The 19,329-nt window shown below is 50.3% G+C and carries 13 protein-coding genes; 3 read left to right on the top strand and 10 right to left on the bottom strand.

What is annotated here, in order from left to right:
- Window positions 1-634 precede the first annotated feature (634 nt).
- From Q0Z70_RS10475 to Q0Z70_RS10465, 3 genes are all read right to left on the bottom strand, one after another.
- Window positions 635-1,210 (bottom strand): 30S ribosomal protein S16, encoded by a 576-nt coding sequence (locus Q0Z70_RS10475; RefSeq protein ID WP_298074300.1) that lies wholly within the window; start codon window positions 1,208-1,210, stop codon window positions 635-637.
- Window positions 1,211-1,422: 212 nt separating this feature from the next.
- The gene (locus Q0Z70_RS10470; protein WP_298074298.1) at window positions 1,423-2,913 is read right to left on the bottom strand and encodes a UxaA family hydrolase; all 1,491 of its coding nucleotides are present in this window, start codon (window positions 2,911-2,913) and stop codon (window positions 1,423-1,425) included.
- Between the two features lie 26 nt (window positions 2,914-2,939).
- On the bottom strand, window positions 2,940-3,995 hold the full coding sequence (locus Q0Z70_RS10465) for a LacI family DNA-binding transcriptional regulator (RefSeq protein ID WP_298074296.1): 1,056 nt from the start codon (window positions 3,993-3,995) through the stop codon (window positions 2,940-2,942).
- A 280-nt stretch (window positions 3,996-4,275) separates the two neighbouring features.
- On the opposite strand from Q0Z70_RS10465, the gene Q0Z70_RS10460 reads away from it, so the two are divergent.
- Together Q0Z70_RS10460 and Q0Z70_RS10455 are read left to right on the top strand one after the other, a co-directional pair.
- On the top strand, window positions 4,276-5,301 hold the full coding sequence (locus Q0Z70_RS10460) for a sugar kinase (RefSeq protein ID WP_298074294.1): 1,026 nt from the start codon (window positions 4,276-4,278) through the stop codon (window positions 5,299-5,301).
- A 45-nt stretch (window positions 5,302-5,346) separates the two neighbouring features.
- Window positions 5,347-6,015, top strand: a complete 669-nt coding sequence (locus tag Q0Z70_RS10455) for a bifunctional 4-hydroxy-2-oxoglutarate aldolase/2-dehydro-3-deoxy-phosphogluconate aldolase (protein ID WP_298074292.1) — start codon at window positions 5,347-5,349, stop codon at window positions 6,013-6,015.
- A 761-nt stretch (window positions 6,016-6,776) separates the two neighbouring features.
- On the opposite strand, the gene Q0Z70_RS10450 is transcribed toward Q0Z70_RS10455, so the two are convergent.
- On the bottom strand, window positions 6,777-7,592 hold the full coding sequence (locus Q0Z70_RS10450) for a DUF5106 domain-containing protein (RefSeq protein WP_298074302.1): 816 nt from the start codon (window positions 7,590-7,592) through the stop codon (window positions 6,777-6,779).
- On the opposite strand from Q0Z70_RS10450, the gene Q0Z70_RS10445 reads away from it, so the two are divergent.
- Window positions 7,530-7,670 carry a hypothetical protein gene (locus Q0Z70_RS10445; RefSeq protein WP_298074304.1) on the top strand — a complete coding sequence of 47 codons (141 nt, stop codon included), beginning with the start codon at window positions 7,530-7,532 and terminating at the stop codon, window positions 7,668-7,670. The genes Q0Z70_RS10450 and Q0Z70_RS10445 overlap by 63 nt on opposite strands.
- 300 nt (window positions 7,671-7,970) lie before the next feature.
- On the opposite strand, the gene Q0Z70_RS10440 is transcribed toward Q0Z70_RS10445, so the two are convergent.
- The 6 genes from Q0Z70_RS10440 to Q0Z70_RS10415 form a co-directional block, all read right to left on the bottom strand.
- Window positions 7,971-9,917, bottom strand: coding sequence for a hypothetical protein (locus Q0Z70_RS10440; RefSeq protein ID WP_298074290.1), 1,947 nt, complete (start codon window positions 9,915-9,917; stop codon window positions 7,971-7,973).
- A gap of 39 nt (window positions 9,918-9,956) precedes the next feature.
- Window positions 9,957-12,680 (bottom strand): hypothetical protein, encoded by a 2,724-nt coding sequence (locus Q0Z70_RS10435; protein WP_298074288.1) that lies wholly within the window; start codon window positions 12,678-12,680, stop codon window positions 9,957-9,959.
- Window positions 12,681-12,768: 88 nt separating this feature from the next.
- A complete protein-coding gene (locus Q0Z70_RS10430; RefSeq protein WP_298074286.1) occupies window positions 12,769-14,682 on the bottom strand; it encodes a hypothetical protein in 1,914 nt (637 codons plus the stop codon).
- Between the two features lie 31 nt (window positions 14,683-14,713).
- Window positions 14,714-16,615 carry a hypothetical protein gene (locus tag Q0Z70_RS10425; RefSeq protein ID WP_298074284.1) on the bottom strand — a complete coding sequence of 634 codons (1,902 nt, stop codon included), beginning with the start codon at window positions 16,613-16,615 and terminating at the stop codon, window positions 14,714-14,716.
- Between the two features lie 96 nt (window positions 16,616-16,711).
- Window positions 16,712-18,085 (bottom strand): hypothetical protein, encoded by a 1,374-nt coding sequence (locus tag Q0Z70_RS10420; protein WP_298074282.1) that lies wholly within the window; start codon window positions 18,083-18,085, stop codon window positions 16,712-16,714.
- 71 nt (window positions 18,086-18,156) lie between these two features.
- Window positions 18,157-19,329 (bottom strand): hypothetical protein (locus tag Q0Z70_RS10415; protein WP_298074280.1); only part of this gene is annotated, 1,173 nt, incomplete at its 5' end.

Here is a 19,329-nt window from a genome sequence, read left to right as displayed (position 1 = left end):
AATGGCATATGAGATGATATGAACAAAGCATCTTCTATGCCATTTTTATTTTTAAAGACATTTACTGAATGTCCCTAATTTACATCCTTCATTGGAGGAACCACAGAAAAAGCATTTTTTACCATATCAATGAAAACCTTTGCAAAGATGTAAAATTCAATACATTACAAAGGTTTTATCACTCAAAATGTCCATTAGACCCAAACATTGGACTCCCAAATACAAACAATGAACTGGAGGGTATATTTGCGGATATCAAGACAAAGCTACGGGTACACAGCGGATTAAGCAAAGAGAACAGAAAGAAACTTATTGATGAATACCTGAGTAGGCACTATTAAGATGGAAACGTATCACCCGAAATGTCCATTAGGCCGACATTTCTTATCCCGAACTCACGTATGGGAATAGTTTTTTGAAATTATAACTAAACACAAAAAGCCAACTTACCCCATTACGGATAAGTTGGCTTTTTCAGTTCTGAACATATCTATTTGGAAACAGGATCCAGATATAAGAGAACTTATAACTGAATCCTATTCCTATTTACACAAAATTTTAGACAATGCTTCATCCTATCGGGCAGATAAAATATGTGCTAATTTCATTCAGCCGATAGGTTACATTGATGTTTTTATTCGGCTGCGGGAGTTTCAGCTTCAGTAGTAGGAGCTTCGGGTGCTTCTTCGGAAACCTTAGCAGCTTCTTCGGAAACCTTAGCAGCTTCTTCAGCAGCTTTGGCGGCAGCTTCGGCAGCTTTCTTCTCGGCTACGACTTTAGCTTTAGCTTCGTTTACTTTCTTTTCAGCATCGAGACGTGCTTTGGCTTCAGCCTTCTTGGCTTTTTCCTGTTCAGCTTTCAGTGCGGCCAGTCCGTTCTGCTTGTTGTTCTTCCAGGCTTCGAACTTGGCTTCTGCTTCTGCTTCACCAAATGCGCCTTTAGCTACACCGCCCAGCAGGTGCTTCTTCATGTAGACACCTTCACGGGAAAGAATGTTGCGGACAGTGTCGGTGGGTTGTGCGCCATTCATCACCCATTTCAGTGCGCGTTCAAAGTTCAAATCTACTGTGGCAGGATTCGTGTTCGGGTTGTAAGTACCGATTTTTTCAATAAATCTACCATCACGTGGTGCTCTTACGTCAGCAATTACGATGGAGTAGAAAGCGTAGTTCTTGCGTCCATGTCTTTGCAATCTGATTTTTGTTGCCATAAATGTTTATTAGTTTTTAATGATTTGAATTATGCTACTAACTCGTAATAGTGGGCGCAAAGGTAAGCATTTTCTTTTTGACCGCCAAGCAAATGCACAGAAAATGTATGGAACGCTGGGCTACAGACATTGCGACGTAACAAGAGGGTTATTGATAAAAAGGATAATGGATAACGATGTTTTATTATCCATTATCCAATGAATACGATCCGTTAAAGCGTCACGCCATTTTTGAAAATAGCTATTTCTTTGTAGCCTTTCTTCTCGTTGTTTACCAATTCGCCGCTGACCACACGGATGATGTAGTCGATAAAGCGTTCGCAAGTCTGTTCCATTGGTTCGTTTTCCAAAATGACACCAGCGTTGAAGTCGATCCAGCCCGGCTTATGAATGGCCAGGTTGGAGTTGGTCGAAATCTTCATGGTGGGCACATAGGTGCCGAAAGGGGTTCCACGTCCGGTGGTGAAGAGTACCATGTGGCAACCGCACGAAGCCAGAGCTGTAGCAGCCACGAGGTCGTTGCCTGGGGCAGAGAGTAGGTTGAGACCCTTCACTTTCAGGCGTTCGCCGTAGGACAATACACCTTCGACGTAGCTTTTGCCGCACTTCTGCGTGCAGCCCAAGGCTTTATCCTCCAAGGTGGAGATACCGCCCGCCTTATTGCCCGGTGATGGATTTTCGCCTACGGGTTCGCCATGGCTCAGAAAGTATTCCTTGAAGTCATTGATGAGCTTCACGGTTTGGTTGAAGAGTTCACGATTGCGGCAACGATTCATCAGAATGGTTTCTGCGCCGAACATTTCGGGTACTTCGGTCAGCACGGTTGTCCCGCCCTGTGCCACGAGAAAATCGGAGAACATGCCGAGTAACGGATTAGCTGTGATGCCCGAGAAACCGTCGGAACCGCCGCACTTCAGGCCGACACGCAGTTCGCTCAAAGGTACGTCTTCGCGTACATCCTGCGAAGCCTCGGCATAGAGTTCGCGCAGCAGCTTCATGCCTTCCTCGAATTCATCGTCCACTTTCTGGGTAACCATGAACTTCACGCGGTCGTGGTCGTAATCACCCAAAAACTCGCGGAATACGTCGGGCTGGTTGTTTTCGCATCCCAGACTGACCACGAGCACAGCGCCAGCATTGGGATGGAGCACCATGTCACGCAGGATTTTCTTGGTATTCTCGTGGTCGTCACCCAGTTGTGAGCAGCCGTAGTTGTGCGGATAGGCCATGATGGCATCCACGCCGATACAGCCGGTCTCTTTGCGCAAACTTTCGGCCAACTGATTGGCAATGCCGTTCACGCAGCCCACGGTGGGGATGATCCATACTTCGTTACGGACGCCCACATCACCATTTTTGCGGCGGTAGCCTTTGAAAGTCAGTTTTCGGTCTGCAATGTCCAAGCTGGCATCCACCGGATTGTAGGTATAATCCAGTAAGCCGGCCAAGTTTGTCTTGATATTGTGCTCGTTCATCCAGTCACCCTGTTTCCGGGCTTCACGTGCATGTCCGATGGGATACCCGTATTTGATGACATTTTCGCCTTCAGCCAAATCTTTCAATGCAAATTTGTGTCCGGCAGGAATATCTTCGTTCAGCGTGATGTCCTGTCCGTCTACCGTGATTGTTTCGCCGGCCTTCAGAGGCAGGATGGCTACCGCAACGTTGTCGGCCGGATTGATTTTCAGGTACTTTGTATTCATAATGTATTTTTAAATTAGTTAGTTCATTATCGGTTGTAGTAGAAGTCAATGTTTTCTTTGGTCAGCAGGTCAATAGGCATGAAGTTGACGAGCGGCACATCTTTTTTCAAGATCAGGTAGTCGCAGAGATACTTGATGCCGTTGAAGCCTTGCAAGGTGGGTTGTTGGGCTATCAGGAAAAAGATGCTTCCCCGCTTCAGGCATTCGACATTGCGTTGCAACAGGTCGTAGCCTACGAGATTGAAGTCTGTCATCTGTCTTTTCTGCAAGTATTCACCGATGATATAGGCCTTTGAGTTGAATGTGATGCCGTTTTTCAGCATAGGATGTGCGGCAAAGAAGTCGTCCAGCATCTGCGCATCTTCGCTGTCGCGTTTGGCATGAAGGTTAAGCTCCCAGATGTGGCAGGCCGGATAGTTTTGCTTTATGTACTCCCGAAAACCGATTTCGCGTCTTTCCTGCTGGTTGGAGCCTACGATGCCTTCGTTTATTTTGCGGAAGATGGCGATTTCCTGTGCGTTTTTTCCGGCCAGAAGCATTAGCATGCGGGCAGCGAAATGTCCGCTTTGATGTGAGTTCTGCCCTAAGAAAGAAAGAGCCGGCTGTTCCTGGATGTTTGAGTCTATGTATATATAAGGTATGTTCAGGCGGTTCAGTGCGTCAGTAAACGGTTGGGTGTATTGGGGAGTAGTGGGAGCAAAAAGCACGCCGTCGGGTTGCATGCCGACAATCTGCTGGGACGCTTGTTCAAAGGAGTGGTAGTCGTATGGATCGTAGTGGGACAGGCGTGCTTGGATATTGAAGTCCGAGTAGGTAGCTGTCGCTTCCCGAATGCCGGTTTCTACAGCAGCCCAGTATTCGCTGATTTCGTGTTGAGGCAGCAGGCAAGCGTAAGTGTAGTTTTTGTTTGTGGCCAGTGCGCTGGCATACATGTTGGGCTGGTAGTCCAGTTGTTTCAGTATTTCCTCCACGCGTTTGCGGCTGGATTCGGACACACCGTTGCGACCATGCAAGACACGGTCCACCGTACCCACCGATACGTCGGCCATCTGTGCTATATCTTTGATTCTGATTCTACCCATCTGTTCAGTTGTCTTTTACCATAATTATTTGTCTGACGAACCTTGCTTGTTGTCTTTGTGTACGTACACAATAATAATCTTAATATTTTCGACACAAATATATAATATTTTTTGTATTCCGAAAAATGTTGTATCTTTGTGCCCGCACACGGAAGTTGTGAGATACGGACAATGTTAGACCTTACTTGCATATTTTCAGGCAATTATCCGTGTTTGTAACGTGAAAGTTATAAATTGAAAGAAAACTATTATTCATTACTTCTTAAAAGATAAAAAGATTATGGGAAAGAAAGTCGTAACCCTCGGTGAGATTATGTTGAGGTTGTCTACTCCGGGCAATACTCGTTTTGTACAGTCTGACTCTTTTGATGTTGTTTACGGTGGTGGCGAAGCCAACGTAGCTGTAAGTTGCGCCAATTATGGACACGATGCCTATTTCGTAACCAAATTGCCGAAGCACGAAATCGGCCAGTCGGCTGTCAACGCACTGCGCAAGTATGGTGTGAAGACAGACTTCATTGCCCGTGGTGGCGACCGTGTGGGTATCTACTATCTGGAGACCGGTGCATCCATGCGTCCCAGTAAGGTGATTTACGACCGCGCCCATTCTGCCATAGCCGAAGCCAATCCTTCAGATTTCGATTTCGATACTATCATGGAAGGTGCTGACTGGTTCCACTGGTCGGGCATCACGCCGGCTATTTCCGACAAGGCTGCCGAACTGACTCGTCTGGCTTGCGAAGCGGCCAAGCGTCACGGTGTGACTGTTTCTGTCGATCTGAACTTCCGCAAGAAACTTTGGACAAAGGAAAAAGCTCAGTCTATCATGAAGCCACTGATGAAGTATGTAGACGTATGTATCGGCAACGAGGAAGATGCCGAACTCTGTCTGGGCTTCAAACCTGATGCGGATGTTGAGGGTGGAAAGACCGATGCCGAAGGCTACAAAGGCATCTTCAAGGCTATGGCCAAGGAATTCGGTTTTAAGTATGTTATCTCTACGCTGCGTGAATCCTTCTCGGCTACGCACAACGGCTGGAAGGCTATGATTTACAATGGTGAAGAATTTTATGAGTCAAAGCGCTATGACATCAATCCGATCATCGATCGTGTAGGTGGTGGCGACTCCTTCTCCGGCGGTATTATTCACGGCTTGCTGACGAAGCCCAATCAGGGTGCAGCCCTCGAATTTGCTGTAGCTGCTTCTGCTTTGAAGCACACAATCAACGGCGACTTCAACCTCGTTTCTGCAGAAGAAGTAGAAGCGCTGGCAGGTGGTGATGCCAGCGGACGCGTACAGAGATAAGTTTTCTTCATAAATCATTTACCGTAAACTAAAATAAAGAAGATAATGGCAAAATTTGATAAGATAGCCGTATTGAACAAAATCGGTTCGACCGGCATGGTACCCGTATTCTATCATAAGGATGCAGAAGTAGCAAAGAAAGTGGTAAAGGCATGTTATGACGGCGGTGTCCGCGCTTTCGAATTTACAAACCGAGGCGACTTCGCTCACGAAGTGTTCGCCGAAGTTGTGAAGTTCGCAGTCAAGGAATGTCCTGAAATGGCCATGGGTGTAGGCTCCATCGTTGATCCTGCTACAGCAGCTCTTTATCTTCAGCTGGGTGCCAATTTTGTTGTAGGTCCGTTGTTCAACCCCGAAATAGCAAAAATCTGTAACCGTCGCCTGGTAGCCTATACTCCGGGGTGCGGCAGCGTATCTGAAGTGGGTTTCGCACAGGAAGCAGGTTGCGACCTCTGCAAAGTGTTCCCGGGCGATGTACTCGGCCCGAAGCTTGTGAAAGGTCTGCTGGCTCCGATGCCCTGGTCTAAACTGATGGTGACCGGTGGTGTAGAGCCCACTCAAGAAAACCTGACCTCTTGGGTCAAGGCCGGTGTATTCTGTGTAGGTATGGGCTCCAAGCTCTTCCCGAAAGACAAGGTGGCTGCTGAAGACTGGGCCTATGTCACCGAGAAGTGCAAGGAGGCTTTGGGCTACATTGCCGAAGCAAGAAAGTAAATTTTTGACGTATCAATCCCGTGTAGGGGGCAGTGGGTTTAAGGAAACCAGCTGCAAGTCTGAAAGGGAAAATGCGATATTCATTTTGTTTAAAGGTGTTTTTTAAGGGGACAACCATCGGAGCGCTTTCGAGTGCTTCGGTGGTTTGTTTTTTGATTAATATTGTAAACAAGCCTATTGAACATAAAAAAGATGTTATAGACCGATATCTTTTTATGCCTGACGTATTGTTGAATAAAGAAGAAAACCTACTTTTGTATCGTGGTTGTGAAACCGCAGTTTTCATAGGTAAATTAGTTAAATATAAAAGAAAATTTTTCATAAGCTATTTAGTGAGAGTTTTCATGGCTATTAGATTTTTATGATGTAAAATTTTTAAGATTGATTTTTTGGATAACAAAATGATGTAAAAACAAAAGAAAAGCCTTAGGGCTTTTCTTACGCCGAAGCGAGTTGTTCGTGAGAACTGACTCGTTTTTTTATGCCTTTTTACGTGTTTTCACGGATCATTGGAACTCTGACTGACCCCTTCTCTGCCCTCTTTTTGCATATTAGGGCGAAGAAACAGATGATACCGTTCCTCATTTCGGAAAGTGTTCGTTTAATTCTTTCCAATTACGAGGCAAGGATGCACTTTATGAAGGGTTAAGGATGCACTTTGTCAGGGTGCAAGGAAGCACTTCGTCAGGGTGCAAGGAAGCACTTCGTTAAGAGGTAAGGAAGCACTTCCTTAAGGAGTAAGAAACAGGCGATACCGCGCCTCATTTAGAAAGGTATTCAAAGAGGCGGGCAGGCGTAGTGTCTTTAAGAACAACGCGCCGCGAGGCATCCAGGAGGTAGAGTGCCGGAAGGTTGCGCAGCACGTAGAGGTCGCGCGTGTAGATTGTACCGTTGTCAAAGCCTACCGTCCAGACGGAGGGCAGGCGGTCGAGGGTGCGGAGCCATGCCGCACGGTCGCTGCCGTCGAAGCCTGCATAGACTGCCACGACGACAAGGTCGCCCCGCGCAACGGCACCGTTCAGCAACGGCGAGCCGGACAGCTCGGCGATGGTCTGCATGCAGTGGTCGCAGTCGGGGTCGTAGAAGAGCAGCAGCATCGGCCGGCCCTGTGCTGCCTTCGACAGGCGCAGACGCTGCCCGTCACGGGTCTCGAAGGAGAAATCCGCCGCCGGCGTGCCCACGCGGTTCTTGCGCATCGCCGTGCGCTGTGCCTCGATGCGCAGGCGTTTGGAGTGGGGCAGCGGTGCGGCAACGAGGGCATCGGCGAAAAGGAGGTAGTACTCCTCGTTGAAAAGGGGCGAGTCCTGCTCGTAGAGATACTTCTCGGCAGTTTCCGCCAGCAGTGACAAGGCGACGGCATCGCTTTGCGCACGGCCGACAAGTGTCGCGACGGCGGGAGCCAGCGCCGTCGTGTCGGCAATCGGAAACAGAGAGAGGCAGTTCACGAAGTTCTGCTCCATAAAGTTGCGGTTGCGGGAACGCAGGGTGTCGGCGAAGTCCATCGCGTCCCAAAAATGCTTGATGATGTAGGCGGCACGTGCCGGTGGGGTGCGCAGCGTTGCCGGGACGGCGGGCAACAGCAGTTCGCACGATGGGGAGACCGTGTCGGCAGGAGCCAACGAAGCAAAGGGCGCGGAAACCGCACCCCCACCTGATGCACCCACAGGCACAACCGGCGCACCTGCCGCCATCAGCGCACACCCCGCATACGCCGCGAGCCACGTCTTTAACTTGCGCATCGCTCTATTGCTGTATCAGCCTTCTCCTTTCGTTGCCAACTGCTCATTGCGGGCAAGAATCGCTTCCTCCCAAGAATGGAATGTTTGCAGAAGCCCGTCTAAATCATACCAGAATATCGTGAATTTGCCAGTTGTCTCTTTTTTATCACTATCTTTGCTACCATTCGGGGCTTCGATGAAGAGGTCGAAGATATTGCCATCGTTTTTATTGTCGCTTCACTCATGAAAATCTGTGCATTTATCTGTCAATTTGATGATATGTCCTTGTCCGTAGAGCTTATATCCGTCGCTTCTCATCTTCACTTCGAATTGAGAATGAGCAGTGTAATCGAGGTCGTCATAGAGATAGATTTCTTTCTTCTCATTTGCCATTCCGTCGGGGACATGGGGATTCGCATCACTCTCATTTCTCCAATAGCTATCGTAAAGGTCATTTAAATCGTTCGCCGAGAAGATGCCCGGCCGCGAATGGGTCTCCGTTTGCCCACCGCTGGCGTCGTCCCATCCTTGAATCGATACCGTAATACCCGTTACCTTGCCGTCGGCGAGTTGCAAGCTCAGGTACAAGCCTTCCCCTGCCTCCAACCACGTCAGCCACGGGGATGATGCCTCGTAGCCGGGCAAAGTCTGTTTCTTGCTACTGATAGTTCCGGCGATTGAGGAAAGGTTCCCGTAATAGCGCCCATCAATCGCATAGGTACGGTTGTGCTTCAAATCATTAGCATCACTGATTGTTGTCCCCACCAAATCCGGGTCGGCATCCCACTTATAACAACTGTAGTCTTCATACTCGTAGTACTGTCTTCCATCGCTATGATATTTGTCTGCCAAGGTTGAGTCTTTGGGCACCACATACACCACGAACTCGCCCAGATCTGGCTTGCTCAAATCGAACGGAGAGACATACATGGTCGTTCTGCAATAAGTTGCAAGACCCGTGCGCTCGACAATGGAGGTGTATTCGTCGGGGAACCACCCAGTAATCGGTTCTGTCCCGTTCCTGGGATGCACCTTACGGGTAAGAATGGTATCATGGAGATATTTTCTAAATGTTTCCTTGTGCGGGTCGCTACTCTTTTCCTCATCGGTTAGCAGCAAATGCGGAGCTTCGCCTTTAGTCGGGTCGCCGGTCGTGAAGCGGGCATACCTCGGCAGGTTGGGGAAATATACAACCGCTGCATAATGGGAGTTGAGGGAAACTACATCGCCGTCGCTCCTCGTAACGCTAATCGCCGCGATGTTGATATAGCTGACCAGATGCTGGAAACGCATCGACACGCTTGCGCCGTTCGTTTTGTACGTAAGCGGGGGATTTTTTTCGGCTCCTCCCGTATTGCCAATCATGTAGGCGGGGACGTGCGTATGGCGGACATCCGTGTCTGCCGCTTCGTCGATAACCTGTCCCGATATGCCGATGAAATTCTTCAACGAAGCTGAATTATTGCCTGTCCATCCGACGTAGAGCGTATCCCTCAATCGGGTGCTGCCACTTCCGTCGAGTGTCCAGCGGAAGAACTTGACCGTGCCGTACTCCCTTCCGTTTTCGTCAGGACCCTGGGAATCCATATAGACCCAATCTTCCACATGTTCCCTCGGTTTACTTTCCTCATTTGTATCTATGTAATAAGTCCGAATGATGGGCGTCCATGCCGAAAAACAACTCTTGTCCTCCGCGTCGCCCCATGTAAGCGGTGCAGGCAGGCTTTCCCAATTGAACGGTTTATAGGTGATTTCGTCGGGCACGTTGGCCTTCAGCCCAGGATTGCCGAAATACGTGTTGAAAGTGTCGACGGGATAGGAAGCCAGACTTCCGGCAACCATACTTTTATCGGTGTACAGCGCATCGACGGGAGATTCCCACGTGCTGCTCCCACTCTTCTTCCTCCACTGTCGGATCAGGATCGGTATCCGGGGTGCATCATATTCATAGGTATTGCTGAACACGTCGAAATCCTCGAATCCTTTGGCTTTTCCCGAAGCGCGTGTCGGCACGGTGGTCTTCATATCGCCCAGCATGGCATTGACTACGACCGTTCCGTCGCTCCCCAACCTGTTGGCGGGAGCTATTTCTATGGGATCGTCCACGCAGCCGGCCGTCCACGCAGCCATCGCCGCAAAGACGGCAGGGAGCAGGCATCTCCGTATCTTTCTGTTCTTTTTCATATCTCTATTCTTTTTCATATCGCGACCTTTCTCCTTACACTACATTATTGTCATGGTCCGCGAATCATCTTCGTAAAGCGCACCGCAGAACTTCAGGTTTCCGTTGGTCACCGTGTTTTTGTTCCCATACGTCACGTTCGCCGGCATAGTATCATACGAAACTTGGGCACCAGTCGCAGGGACACTCAATCTATAGTTCGGCACCTCGACCTCATCCGTCGTCGGCGGGCAGGCATAGCAGTTGTCGGCGGGGCCCGCGCCATAGTAAGGGTCGAGCCGATATTCCTCGGCACCGATATTCTGATGTCCGATGAACGATCCCGTCAGGTTCTTCACATTCCCACCATTCGGCGCAGTGACCGTTGCCCGCACCGTGCATTCGAAGACGTGGCACACTCCGTTCTCGTTCGCCGTCCCGGCTTTGGCATCCCATATTCGCCCGATGCCACCGCCCGTACTTATCAGCACGCAATCCTTCTGGTCGGCGAGGCGTTTTCCCGCGTCAACACTGCCGCTGAAACGGCAGTTCAACATACTGAAAGAGGTCAGACAGCCCGCTATGCCGCCCGTCGCCGAATGGCCGATGGTATATTCGCTGGTACTCTCGGTTCCATCGCTATCCACGGTTGGAGCCGTCGTCGCCGTACCTCCCTTTACAGTGCCTCTCACATAAGCATCCTGCACCAACTGACGGGCGGTCGCGTTAGTAAATTTCGCGTGTCCGACAATCCCTCCTACATAGATTTCACCACATTGACTGTTCGTTGCGTCAACCTTCGTTTCGCAGTTCATCAGCTGCACATCGGAGATATTGGATGAAGTGAATCCGACAACGCCTCCCACCTCGATCCAGCCGTTTCTCTCCGATTTGAGGTTCACTGTTACCGTGATGGTCGTCCCCGATCCAATGGCGGAAATCCCGGAACTGAAACCAGACACCTGTCGACCAATTAAACCACCGACAAAAGCAGTGTTCTGTGCCCCCAGCGCCTTATCGACGCCCGTCTTTTGCTTCACATCGACTTCTATATACCTTTGGACGCTGATGTTTTGCGCGGTGCCGCCCCATACTTCCCCGAACAAAGCCCCGGCCGACGGCTCGGCAGTTCCGTGCGTATGCCTATCATCACCATGTTTAGCATACAGCTGGGGGAGTTCCATCGTGACTTTTACGGAATCGAGCAGCACGTTCTCCACGAGACCGCCCCTCAAATAAGTCGCCAGTGCCCCTACGTTACGGCAACTGTGTACACTTCCTTCGTCGTATAGTATATCCTCGTCAGGAATACTTATATTGGCATTTTTAATCTGAAGATCACGTATGATACCGTATGATTCGTCGAAAAGCGGCGAAGCCATGTGGATGAATCGCTTGTGGTTTCCGTCGATGGTTACATTGACTCCCACAACACAACCCGGATCATCTCCTTGTTTGCCGAAGTGTCTGCCATTCTCCTTATAAACCGTGTACATGTTCCTATTAGCGAAATCGATATCGTAGTTGACCCGCACCGTGTTGTTTCCCATCGCAGTGAGCAGTTGGACATTGTTTTCCACTTTGCCGTCGATTTCAGCTTGAGCAACGTAATCCTCCCCTTTTCTGAGCGCCTCCATGAATTCGAGTAAATCTAACGGTTTCGCTACTTTCTCCTCACCTTCCCATTCTTTTTCCGGGTCGACCCATTCGTCGTTCACCACGCCTTGGGCCGTGCGGATGTCGAGCGTGTAGGATGTACCGCCCTTCAAGCCAGGATCCTCCAGTTCGTTCACCCCCAGCGTCAGGAAGGGTTTCTCGTCCCGGTATAACACCCGACAGCCCTTGTATTGCCCCGGCGCAAGGTAGAAGCACAGTGCGTTGACCGGGGTGGTCGTCTTGTCAGCAAGCGTCAACTCGTCCTTCTCCATCCGTGCCCGGACGTAATGGATGCCGCTCTCCGACTTCATCTTATCATACTGGACGAACTCTATCGCTCCGTTATATTCTCCTGCCTCGTTTTTTTTGATGACGAACTGGTAGCCGTTCGTCAGCGGGTCCGTTTTTTCGGAGCCGGTTGTGTATTCTAACCAGCACTCGTCGGTCTCCATATCGCCGACGTCGGTGAGAATTAGCCGCGAGCAGACATGATAGAAGCGCATCTGGACAGCTGCACCGTAATTAACGTCTTTCTTTTCAGCTCGCAGCGGGTCGGTGTGGACGATGCTATCATTCGCGCTGATGTAAGGCGGTGCCAAGGCGAAAACACCCGAGGAGCTTCTTTCACCTACGATGTCGATTTGCGCAACCTTACCGGTGCCGAGCGAGTCCGGAAGGTAGAACGCCTCGAAATCGGCTGTTGTGGCATGTTCAGGCCATAGCAGCGTCTGCCCCTGCGCAACCCAGCGATAAGCCGACTTGTTGAAAGCGTAGGTACCATAGGCGGATGTCGTTGTGCCGCCTTCGTGGGTGAAAGTGCCGATGACGTGGATGATAGCCCCGTCGGGGAACGCCGTCATGGACGGAATCGTGCGCGTGGCAGGCATCCCGTCGGCCGTCGCGTAAGCGAAATCCGGGGCATCGAACTCGAAGACGATCGCCCGGGGGTCACTCTCAGGGGCGACGGAATTTACAAGTTCATCCTCGCACCCCGCTGCAAACATGGCGACGACTGCCGCTGCCGCAACTCTTATGCGGAAAAACCTCCGCATCCAACTGCCGGCCCCTCCGAAACGGCTTTGGAAGGCCGTGTATCTGCTGCTATTGTTTTCAAAAAGATCTTTCATCATCGTTCGTTTAATTTCTTTTGTTCGTTTCCCACCGTAGGCAACTTGCTCGACCGACTGCCTACGGTCTTTTTCTTCGGTGCGGCGCTCCTTAATTACTTATGGACTGGAAGTACACACCGGTGAAATTATTGTTGGCATCGCCGGTTCCTCCCGAAAAAACTTCGCCCGAACCGTTCTTTAGGTCGCATCCCGTCCCCTCTAAATAACCTCGCACTGTACAGCCCTTGACGGTGCTATCGTCTTTTCGGATTCCTGCAACGGCCCCGACAGGGCCGCCGGTACTGATCGAGACACCCTCGGCCCGGCAGTTCTCCACTGTGCCGCTCGTACCGAGCGTCTGGCAGAATACACCCGTAGCATTATTCGTTGTCGTGCTGTTAATGGTGAATCCCGAAAGGTTCAACTGCGTAAGTCTGCCATCCAGTCGGCCGATAAAGCCGGATCCGCTTTCGTTTGTCAGGTGACAGTCCGAAATCGTATGGCCGCCGCCGTTGAATACATCTGTACTCCACAACGTTTGGATATAATGGCTGGTTTTCGAAAAGTTGCTGGTGTACTGCGATGCGTCGATGTCCTCCGAAAGGAAAATAGTCAATTCCACACCTTTTAATACTTCGCTTCCATTTTCCCTTATTTCCTTGATGTTGGCGTATGTGCCCATCTCCTCTTTTATCTGCTGTAATTTCGTGTCATTATTAATCGGCCTAAGTCCAGACTCAGTATTCCACCTATTGTAGGCATTGACGAAATCTTTGAAATTATCCTGATTGACACCTGCGGGACGCTGTTCTGTCCATGCCTCCTCGGTCCACTTTTCTACGGTTGCGGGGAATATCGAAGGCTTCAGACCGGTATAGGCGACGGTCAAGGGATACCTATAGCCTCCTCTTATCAGCTTTCCGACAAAGTTTGCCGGGTTGTCATACTTAGGCAAGTTGATGTCGCTGATCGTAACCCATTTGCCTTCGTTATCGAAAAGCGATATGGATGCGATCTCCAAACGTTTGTAATAATACGTCTCACTCGAACCGTAGTGCCTGAAAAATTCGGAGTAAGTGGCCGGAACCAGCACCGTATAGCACGGGTAGCGTTTGCCTTCGATCTCCGTCGATTCACCGTTGGATGTGAATCCGTCGAAGATAGACCAGTTTTTCTCCGTATTATCGGCATAAAATTTTAATGGAGTCAATCCATAATAAGAGGAGTTCGGATCACCATTGATCTTCTCATCCTCCGGGAAACTCATGTATTGTATCTCGTAGTTCAACTTGACCTGCATATAGTACTTGGCATTCTCCCCTTGCATATACGGTAAATTGTAGTGGTTCGTCGCATAATCGTATGCTTTTTTCGCCTCCTCCGTGAAATTCTCCGCCACGAATTTGGGGTTTTCGAAACCTTCCCCGCGTGTAATGGAGAACATCGTGTACGCATGTTTGAAATTGAATTTCAAATCTTTCTCAGCTGTACGCATTGCGAAAAGCACGTCTTTCGTGTAACCATTCCCGTCGCGTACTTCCATTCCCGGATTCGCCATGTCCTTCGTATAGGGCCAGTAAATGAACTTGAAGCCGAAGTTGCCGACATCGGCATCCATTGCCTCCGGCGCGGAGACGAAGGAAGAAGTGGTGCCGGTGTTGCGGCTGTAGGCCATCGGTATGTTGTGGAAAGGGCCGGTGGTTCCGTCTTCATTCGGGTTTGCAATGTCGCCTCCCTGCGAGTAAAACCCCACCGTGTCGCCATTTACAAAATGATACTTGGGGTTCGCGTACAATTCGTAGTTGGTTTCGGCGCGGGTTTGCGCGGTGCTGCCCGACGTACCAAGCACCGCAATCGGGTCGATTTCTCCATAGATGCATACCGTCTTGGGTTCGGACTTGTACTCGGAATCCGGTGTACCCGGTTCATCTGTTATCTGCGTTTCTTCGGAGCAGGAGACTGCCCCCACGGCCAGTGCACAACACACTGCCGCTAACATCTGAAATTTCAACATAGTTTTCATATATTCCGTGTATCCTTTTTTATCATTATCGTTATGGCGTCGTTTGTTGCAACAGCGGCGTGGTAACAGGAACATCAGTGTCCGCGGGAAGTTTATCTGTCGGGAACGCCAAGAATTCCTTGCTTTCCTGCAATACTGTAGGCAACTTTCTTTTATCTGTTTCTGTCGAGAACGTCTGTACTACGAGTGTATCTCCTGCTGTGGTATAGGGGTTTTTGTTATCTGTATCATACAGATACCGGTACCAATATTTGCCCTCATCACTAAATTCGTAGCAGTAACGGTCGATGCGCCAGCCGTGGCTCTCTATCGTAAAGGGATAGCTGGCATCGAACAAGGCTTTGGAGAATAACTCTCCTTCGTTCAAACTGTCGGTGAGGGTGCTAAGGTTGCAGTAAATCGGAATGCACCAGGGATGGTCTTTGTCCCACACGGGAACGTCAGTAGTCCACTCATTCTTGTTGTAAGGCCCGGCATACTTGCGGTAAATTTTGAGCATGCTTTTGTATTTATCCGCCTCGCTATCTGTATCCAGACTGTTGTACAGCCTTATCAGTTCTCTGAAATCCGCCTGCGACGTAATGCCCGCCTCCTGACCTTTGACCGTATAAGTGCCGTACTCGTACCAGTCGACCAGCTGCACGGGTTCGAAACGGATGACGGGGTTTTCATTCGTTATAATCAACTGCACGCGCAGCAACAGATGCATACCGGCGCTAAACGCCAGACTTTGGCTCGTCTGCACGATTTCCCCCTTCTCATCCTTCGTAACCACCGTCATGGAATTCGGCAGCACACCCGAATAGACCGTGCCATTATAGGAGACGCACAAAACCGGACGGGCCTCTCCGGTGCGCTGTGCGACGTGCTCGTCGGGTGGCAGAATCAGGTTTTTCGAACGGTAGCATAGAATGTCCTTCCGCTGGTCAGAACCTGCTTCAAGGCCTTCGTTGGTCGCAGCGGTTTCCTCCGTTGAGAGAGTCTCGTCTATTCCCTTTTCTGTAATGAGCCCCATCTCAGGGTCTTTGTGATCCCAAAGGTAGTAGGACTGATAGACAGGGTCGGTGCTCGGAATGTTCACGGTACCCGTGACACGGTCGAACGATTCGGGAGCCGATACGATATTTGTAATCCAAATGTCGAGATTCCCCGCATTATTTTTGAAGGTCTGATGATCTGTATCTTTCGTACTCTCCGGGACGACATCGAGAATCACCACCGAAAGGCGGGACATGCGGTGCGTCAGCCGGAACTCCAGCGATGGCAGACTTGTACTGATGGGTATTTCGGTCTCATCCTTATCTGTATAGGCATAGCCCCACACTAAATCGTTGTCCAAACTTGCATCACTTTCTTCTTTGCTGGCGGGAAACACGCTCTCTTTATGTTGTTCCAACCGTGCGGAGAAACGCTTCTTCAAGGCATCGGAGAAGGTAATATGTCCGGTATTGGAGTTCTGTTCGTTCGTGATGTTGCCGTCGCCCTCGTAGGCGATGACATTGTCCATGATAAAACGGAATGTGCTGACACCCTTCCCGGCGAGATCGCTGGCACGCAGCGACTTTCGAAGTGTATCAATCTGAAAGCTATTGGCATCGCCGGTGTATTTGTATGCTATCTGGCCGGTGCCGTCTTTGAACGGGCACACCCCGACGGAATTGATGTTCTCACCTGTCGGATAAACAAGGGAAAACCATCCGTTCTCGATGATTTCGGAATTATCAACGGGGTCTATCGCCCTAGTCTGGATTCCGCTCGCGGTGCTGCGGGCCACCGACACCGAAAGCAGCATCGGCATACCGTTGTCCTCGCCGGGCATAACCGTCATTCCGGCATCCGAATCGGTGCAGGAACTGACCGCCGCTCCCAAGATGCACGATACACAGATAAGGTATCGGCATGTATCGCGTAATATTTCCCGCAATCTTTTCATCTTTTTATGTTCGTTTTTAGTTCTTTTCGTTAGTTCCGTTTTCCTTTTTCAACTGTTTCAACGCATTGTCCCGTCCGCTTTGTACCGGGCCTTCGGCTATTCCGTTACTCTTGGAGCGTCCGGTCTTGAATTGTCGTCTCCGGGGCCATTTTCCACAAGCCCCAGTTCGGCACTCGCCGTACCCCAAGGCAGCACCTTCCCTTTGACCAATACCAGTTCGTTCGTTCTGCGATCCAATTTCAGGCACGCCAAGGTAATCCAGCCTTGTCTCAACGTAAACGACTGATCGGTGCCGCCGCCTGTGCCTGTGCCTTCTACGGGGGAGAACGTGCTGCACGTGTACCTCTCTTCCACTCCGCTCACCGCATTCTTTATCGTCAGCCTGAGGGTCGTGCTGGAAGCTGTCGCAGTGGCGTCGGAAGCAGGCAAGATGCAGGCATACAGGTATTTCTGCATCTTGAATCCTTTGTCTGTGTATGCCGAATCATCCTCCGGCGGAGCGACTGCCATAAGACACATCTCGACGTTTTGCAGTTCCGCTTCATCACCACTGCCGTTAACGACGTTAGCGCTCGGATAGTCATCCGCCTGCCCCTCTTCGAAAGAAACAGTCAGCCGCTGGTTTATTACCTCCAGCTTTTGGATCGGCGAGTCTGCTGTCAGCACATGGTCGGGAACTCCGCTTCTGTCGATGCGCAGGGTGTCCCGGTTGTCGTTCCCCGTCGGCGTCTCCCTAAAACCCAAACCGTCGGAGGGATCGTAAATGGGGACATGCACCTCGACCGCGAGCATCGAATAGACATGGTATAACTGCAACGTGAAATACTGAGCCGTAAACTCACTAATGCCGACTGAGTGATAGGCCAGCAGGACATCGTTCCCGATGATGTTGTTGGCCGTGATCTGCACCGGCGATATGACTCTCGCACTATCGCGGCTGTATGTCTTGGCATAAAGGGCGGCATATACGTTCGTGGAGTTGTTCACCGCATTCGCTGTCAGCTGCGACCAGGTCATACCCGGACCGATTTGCCCTTTATAATCTCCCTTATTGTTCGTCCATGGTTTGAAATTATAAATTGTGTCTGGATTTATCGCCCTCGTACTGTCTTCCAGCGCTTTGGAGTAGATATATTCGTAATAGTTGTCTCCGAAATTCCATGCGTCGGCCGTTCCGGGAACCACACGGATCCTTATACGTGTCGTGTCATCTTTGAAGGCGTCGTTGGATATGAACCGCCACAACCTTTCGTCCAGCAGGTATTTATCACCACCCTCCGCACGCGTATTGACCTGTATGTCGCCTCCCGAAACCTGTGACACCACCCGTAACATGACAGGTGCATCATCGGTTTTACCGGCCTTGTCGTAGACATCGCTGTCGTCCGTCGAGCAGGATACGGAGGCCCACAGAACCGCCGCACTGCCCAAAACCGCTACATATCGGAACATATTTCGTTTTCGCATCATCGTCTTTCTTTTATCGTTACCCCGTTTCCCGCACCGTACCCGGACGAGACGGGCATAAATCATTCGTTTTCCTACTCCTCTTCTACAAAATCACCCGAGAAAACCGTGTTGGATTTCCACGGATTTATTACCGCATGTATCTCAATGGAACTGGCATCTCCGAATACCACGTCCACATGTACATGGGTGTTTCGGAACAGTGTCTTTACCTGGTCTAAGTACTGTGGAGCATAATTTCCGGAACTCAGGCTGCCATTCGGTTCATCGGATGTTGTCGCAAATTGCTGCCATTGCGTGCCGAAGTGCATGTGATACACAGGCCCGGTGGTGCTCGTTATCCCATTCTGCGAGCGGTTGCCCATCGTTTCGAGAAAATAGACTGCCTCCGCCTCGTATTTGCTGGCTGGCGCAGTGAGTGGGTATTGACGTTTCAGGTATTGGCCGTATATCCCTTTCATACTATAACCATCCGGCAAATCATCGGTTTCGATCACGTCGTAATAATGCATGTAGCGGTTGGATTCTATTGACATCCCATCAACATCAACATTATTCCACTTTTTCTTGACGTCCCAATATGGACCCATACCCAAAAGACTACCCTCGTCCGTCTCCGGCACTTCGAAGTCCAATTCCTCCAGATGCCCCTCGCTTTTGATGTGTTCGGCATACCATGCTATCCAATTGCCATCATACTTGGCGAAAAGCGATTTATTCGTTTCGCTGTCCGATATGTGCGGCAGCAGATACGCTTTCCTACTCACATTCTCAAGCCCCCAGTTCTGAACAAGGATGTCACGGAAAGGTCGTCTATTCGTGTACGTAATCGTAATCTTGTTCGCCGCACGGACAATATAGCTGTTGAATACGCTGATATTGGCAATGCCCGTATTACCCGGTTCGAACTCGACATCGCGGTACTCGGCGCTCATGGGGATTCCATTGGCCGGACTGCCGTCCTCACTCTTCGTGACAAACTTTTGCAGCTCATCGTTCGTGAACGTTACGTCTTTGATGGCCGCGAGGTACTTGTCAGTGAGTTCCTGCTCGAAATCTTTCCGGTGGTTGCCGCCGTAGGCTCCCTCTTCGGGGTCGAGATGACCGCTCAGTCCCTCCGTCTCCTTGAACATTCTCTCAAATATCGGCTCGCTGTTGGCAAACAGGTAGACGTTCCTGGACTTGCCGATCCATTCCTGCCGGACGAGGAATATCAGCCGCAGGTCTTCGAGATAGCCGTATTTATA

The sequence above is a fragment of the uncultured Bacteroides sp. genome (genome assembly GCF_947632445.1).
GTDB lineage: Bacteria > Bacteroidota > Bacteroidia > Bacteroidales > Bacteroidaceae > Bacteroides.
Note: the sequence above shows the minus strand (reverse complement) of the source record. Positions and strands in the feature narration are given on the sequence as shown.

Excerpts from the sequence above, each read along its gene's own strand:
- Q0Z70_RS10435 (WP_298074288.1), bottom strand. The coding sequence starts at position 12,680 with ATGATGAAAGATCTTTTTGAAAACAATAGCAGCAGATACACGGCCTTC.
- Q0Z70_RS10465 (WP_298074296.1), bottom strand. The coding sequence starts at position 3,995 with ATGGGTAGAATCAGAATCAAAGATATAGCACAGATGGCCGACGTATCG.
- Q0Z70_RS10445 (WP_298074304.1), top strand. The coding sequence starts at position 7,530 with ATGCTTGATGATGTAGGCGGCACGTGCCGGTGGGGTGCGCAGCGTTGC.
- Q0Z70_RS10475 (WP_298074300.1), bottom strand. The coding sequence starts at position 1,210 with ATGGCAACAAAAATCAGATTGCAAAGACATGGACGCAAGAACTACGCT.
- Q0Z70_RS10455 (WP_298074292.1), top strand. The coding sequence starts at position 5,347 with ATGGCAAAATTTGATAAGATAGCCGTATTGAACAAAATCGGTTCGACC.
- Q0Z70_RS10425 (WP_298074284.1), bottom strand. The coding sequence starts at position 16,615 with ATGAAAAGATTGCGGGAAATATTACGCGATACATGCCGATACCTTATC.
- Q0Z70_RS10460 (WP_298074294.1), top strand. The coding sequence starts at position 4,276 with ATGGGAAAGAAAGTCGTAACCCTCGGTGAGATTATGTTGAGGTTGTCT.
- Q0Z70_RS10430 (WP_298074286.1), bottom strand. The coding sequence starts at position 14,682 with ATGAAAACTATGTTGAAATTTCAGATGTTAGCGGCAGTGTGTTGTGCA.
- Q0Z70_RS10470 (WP_298074298.1), bottom strand. The coding sequence starts at position 2,913 with ATGAATACAAAGTACCTGAAAATCAATCCGGCCGACAACGTTGCGGTA.
- Q0Z70_RS10420 (WP_298074282.1), bottom strand. The coding sequence starts at position 18,085 with ATGATGCGAAAACGAAATATGTTCCGATATGTAGCGGTTTTGGGCAGT.
- Q0Z70_RS10440 (WP_298074290.1), bottom strand. The coding sequence starts at position 9,917 with ATGAAAAAGAACAGAAAGATACGGAGATGCCTGCTCCCTGCCGTCTTT.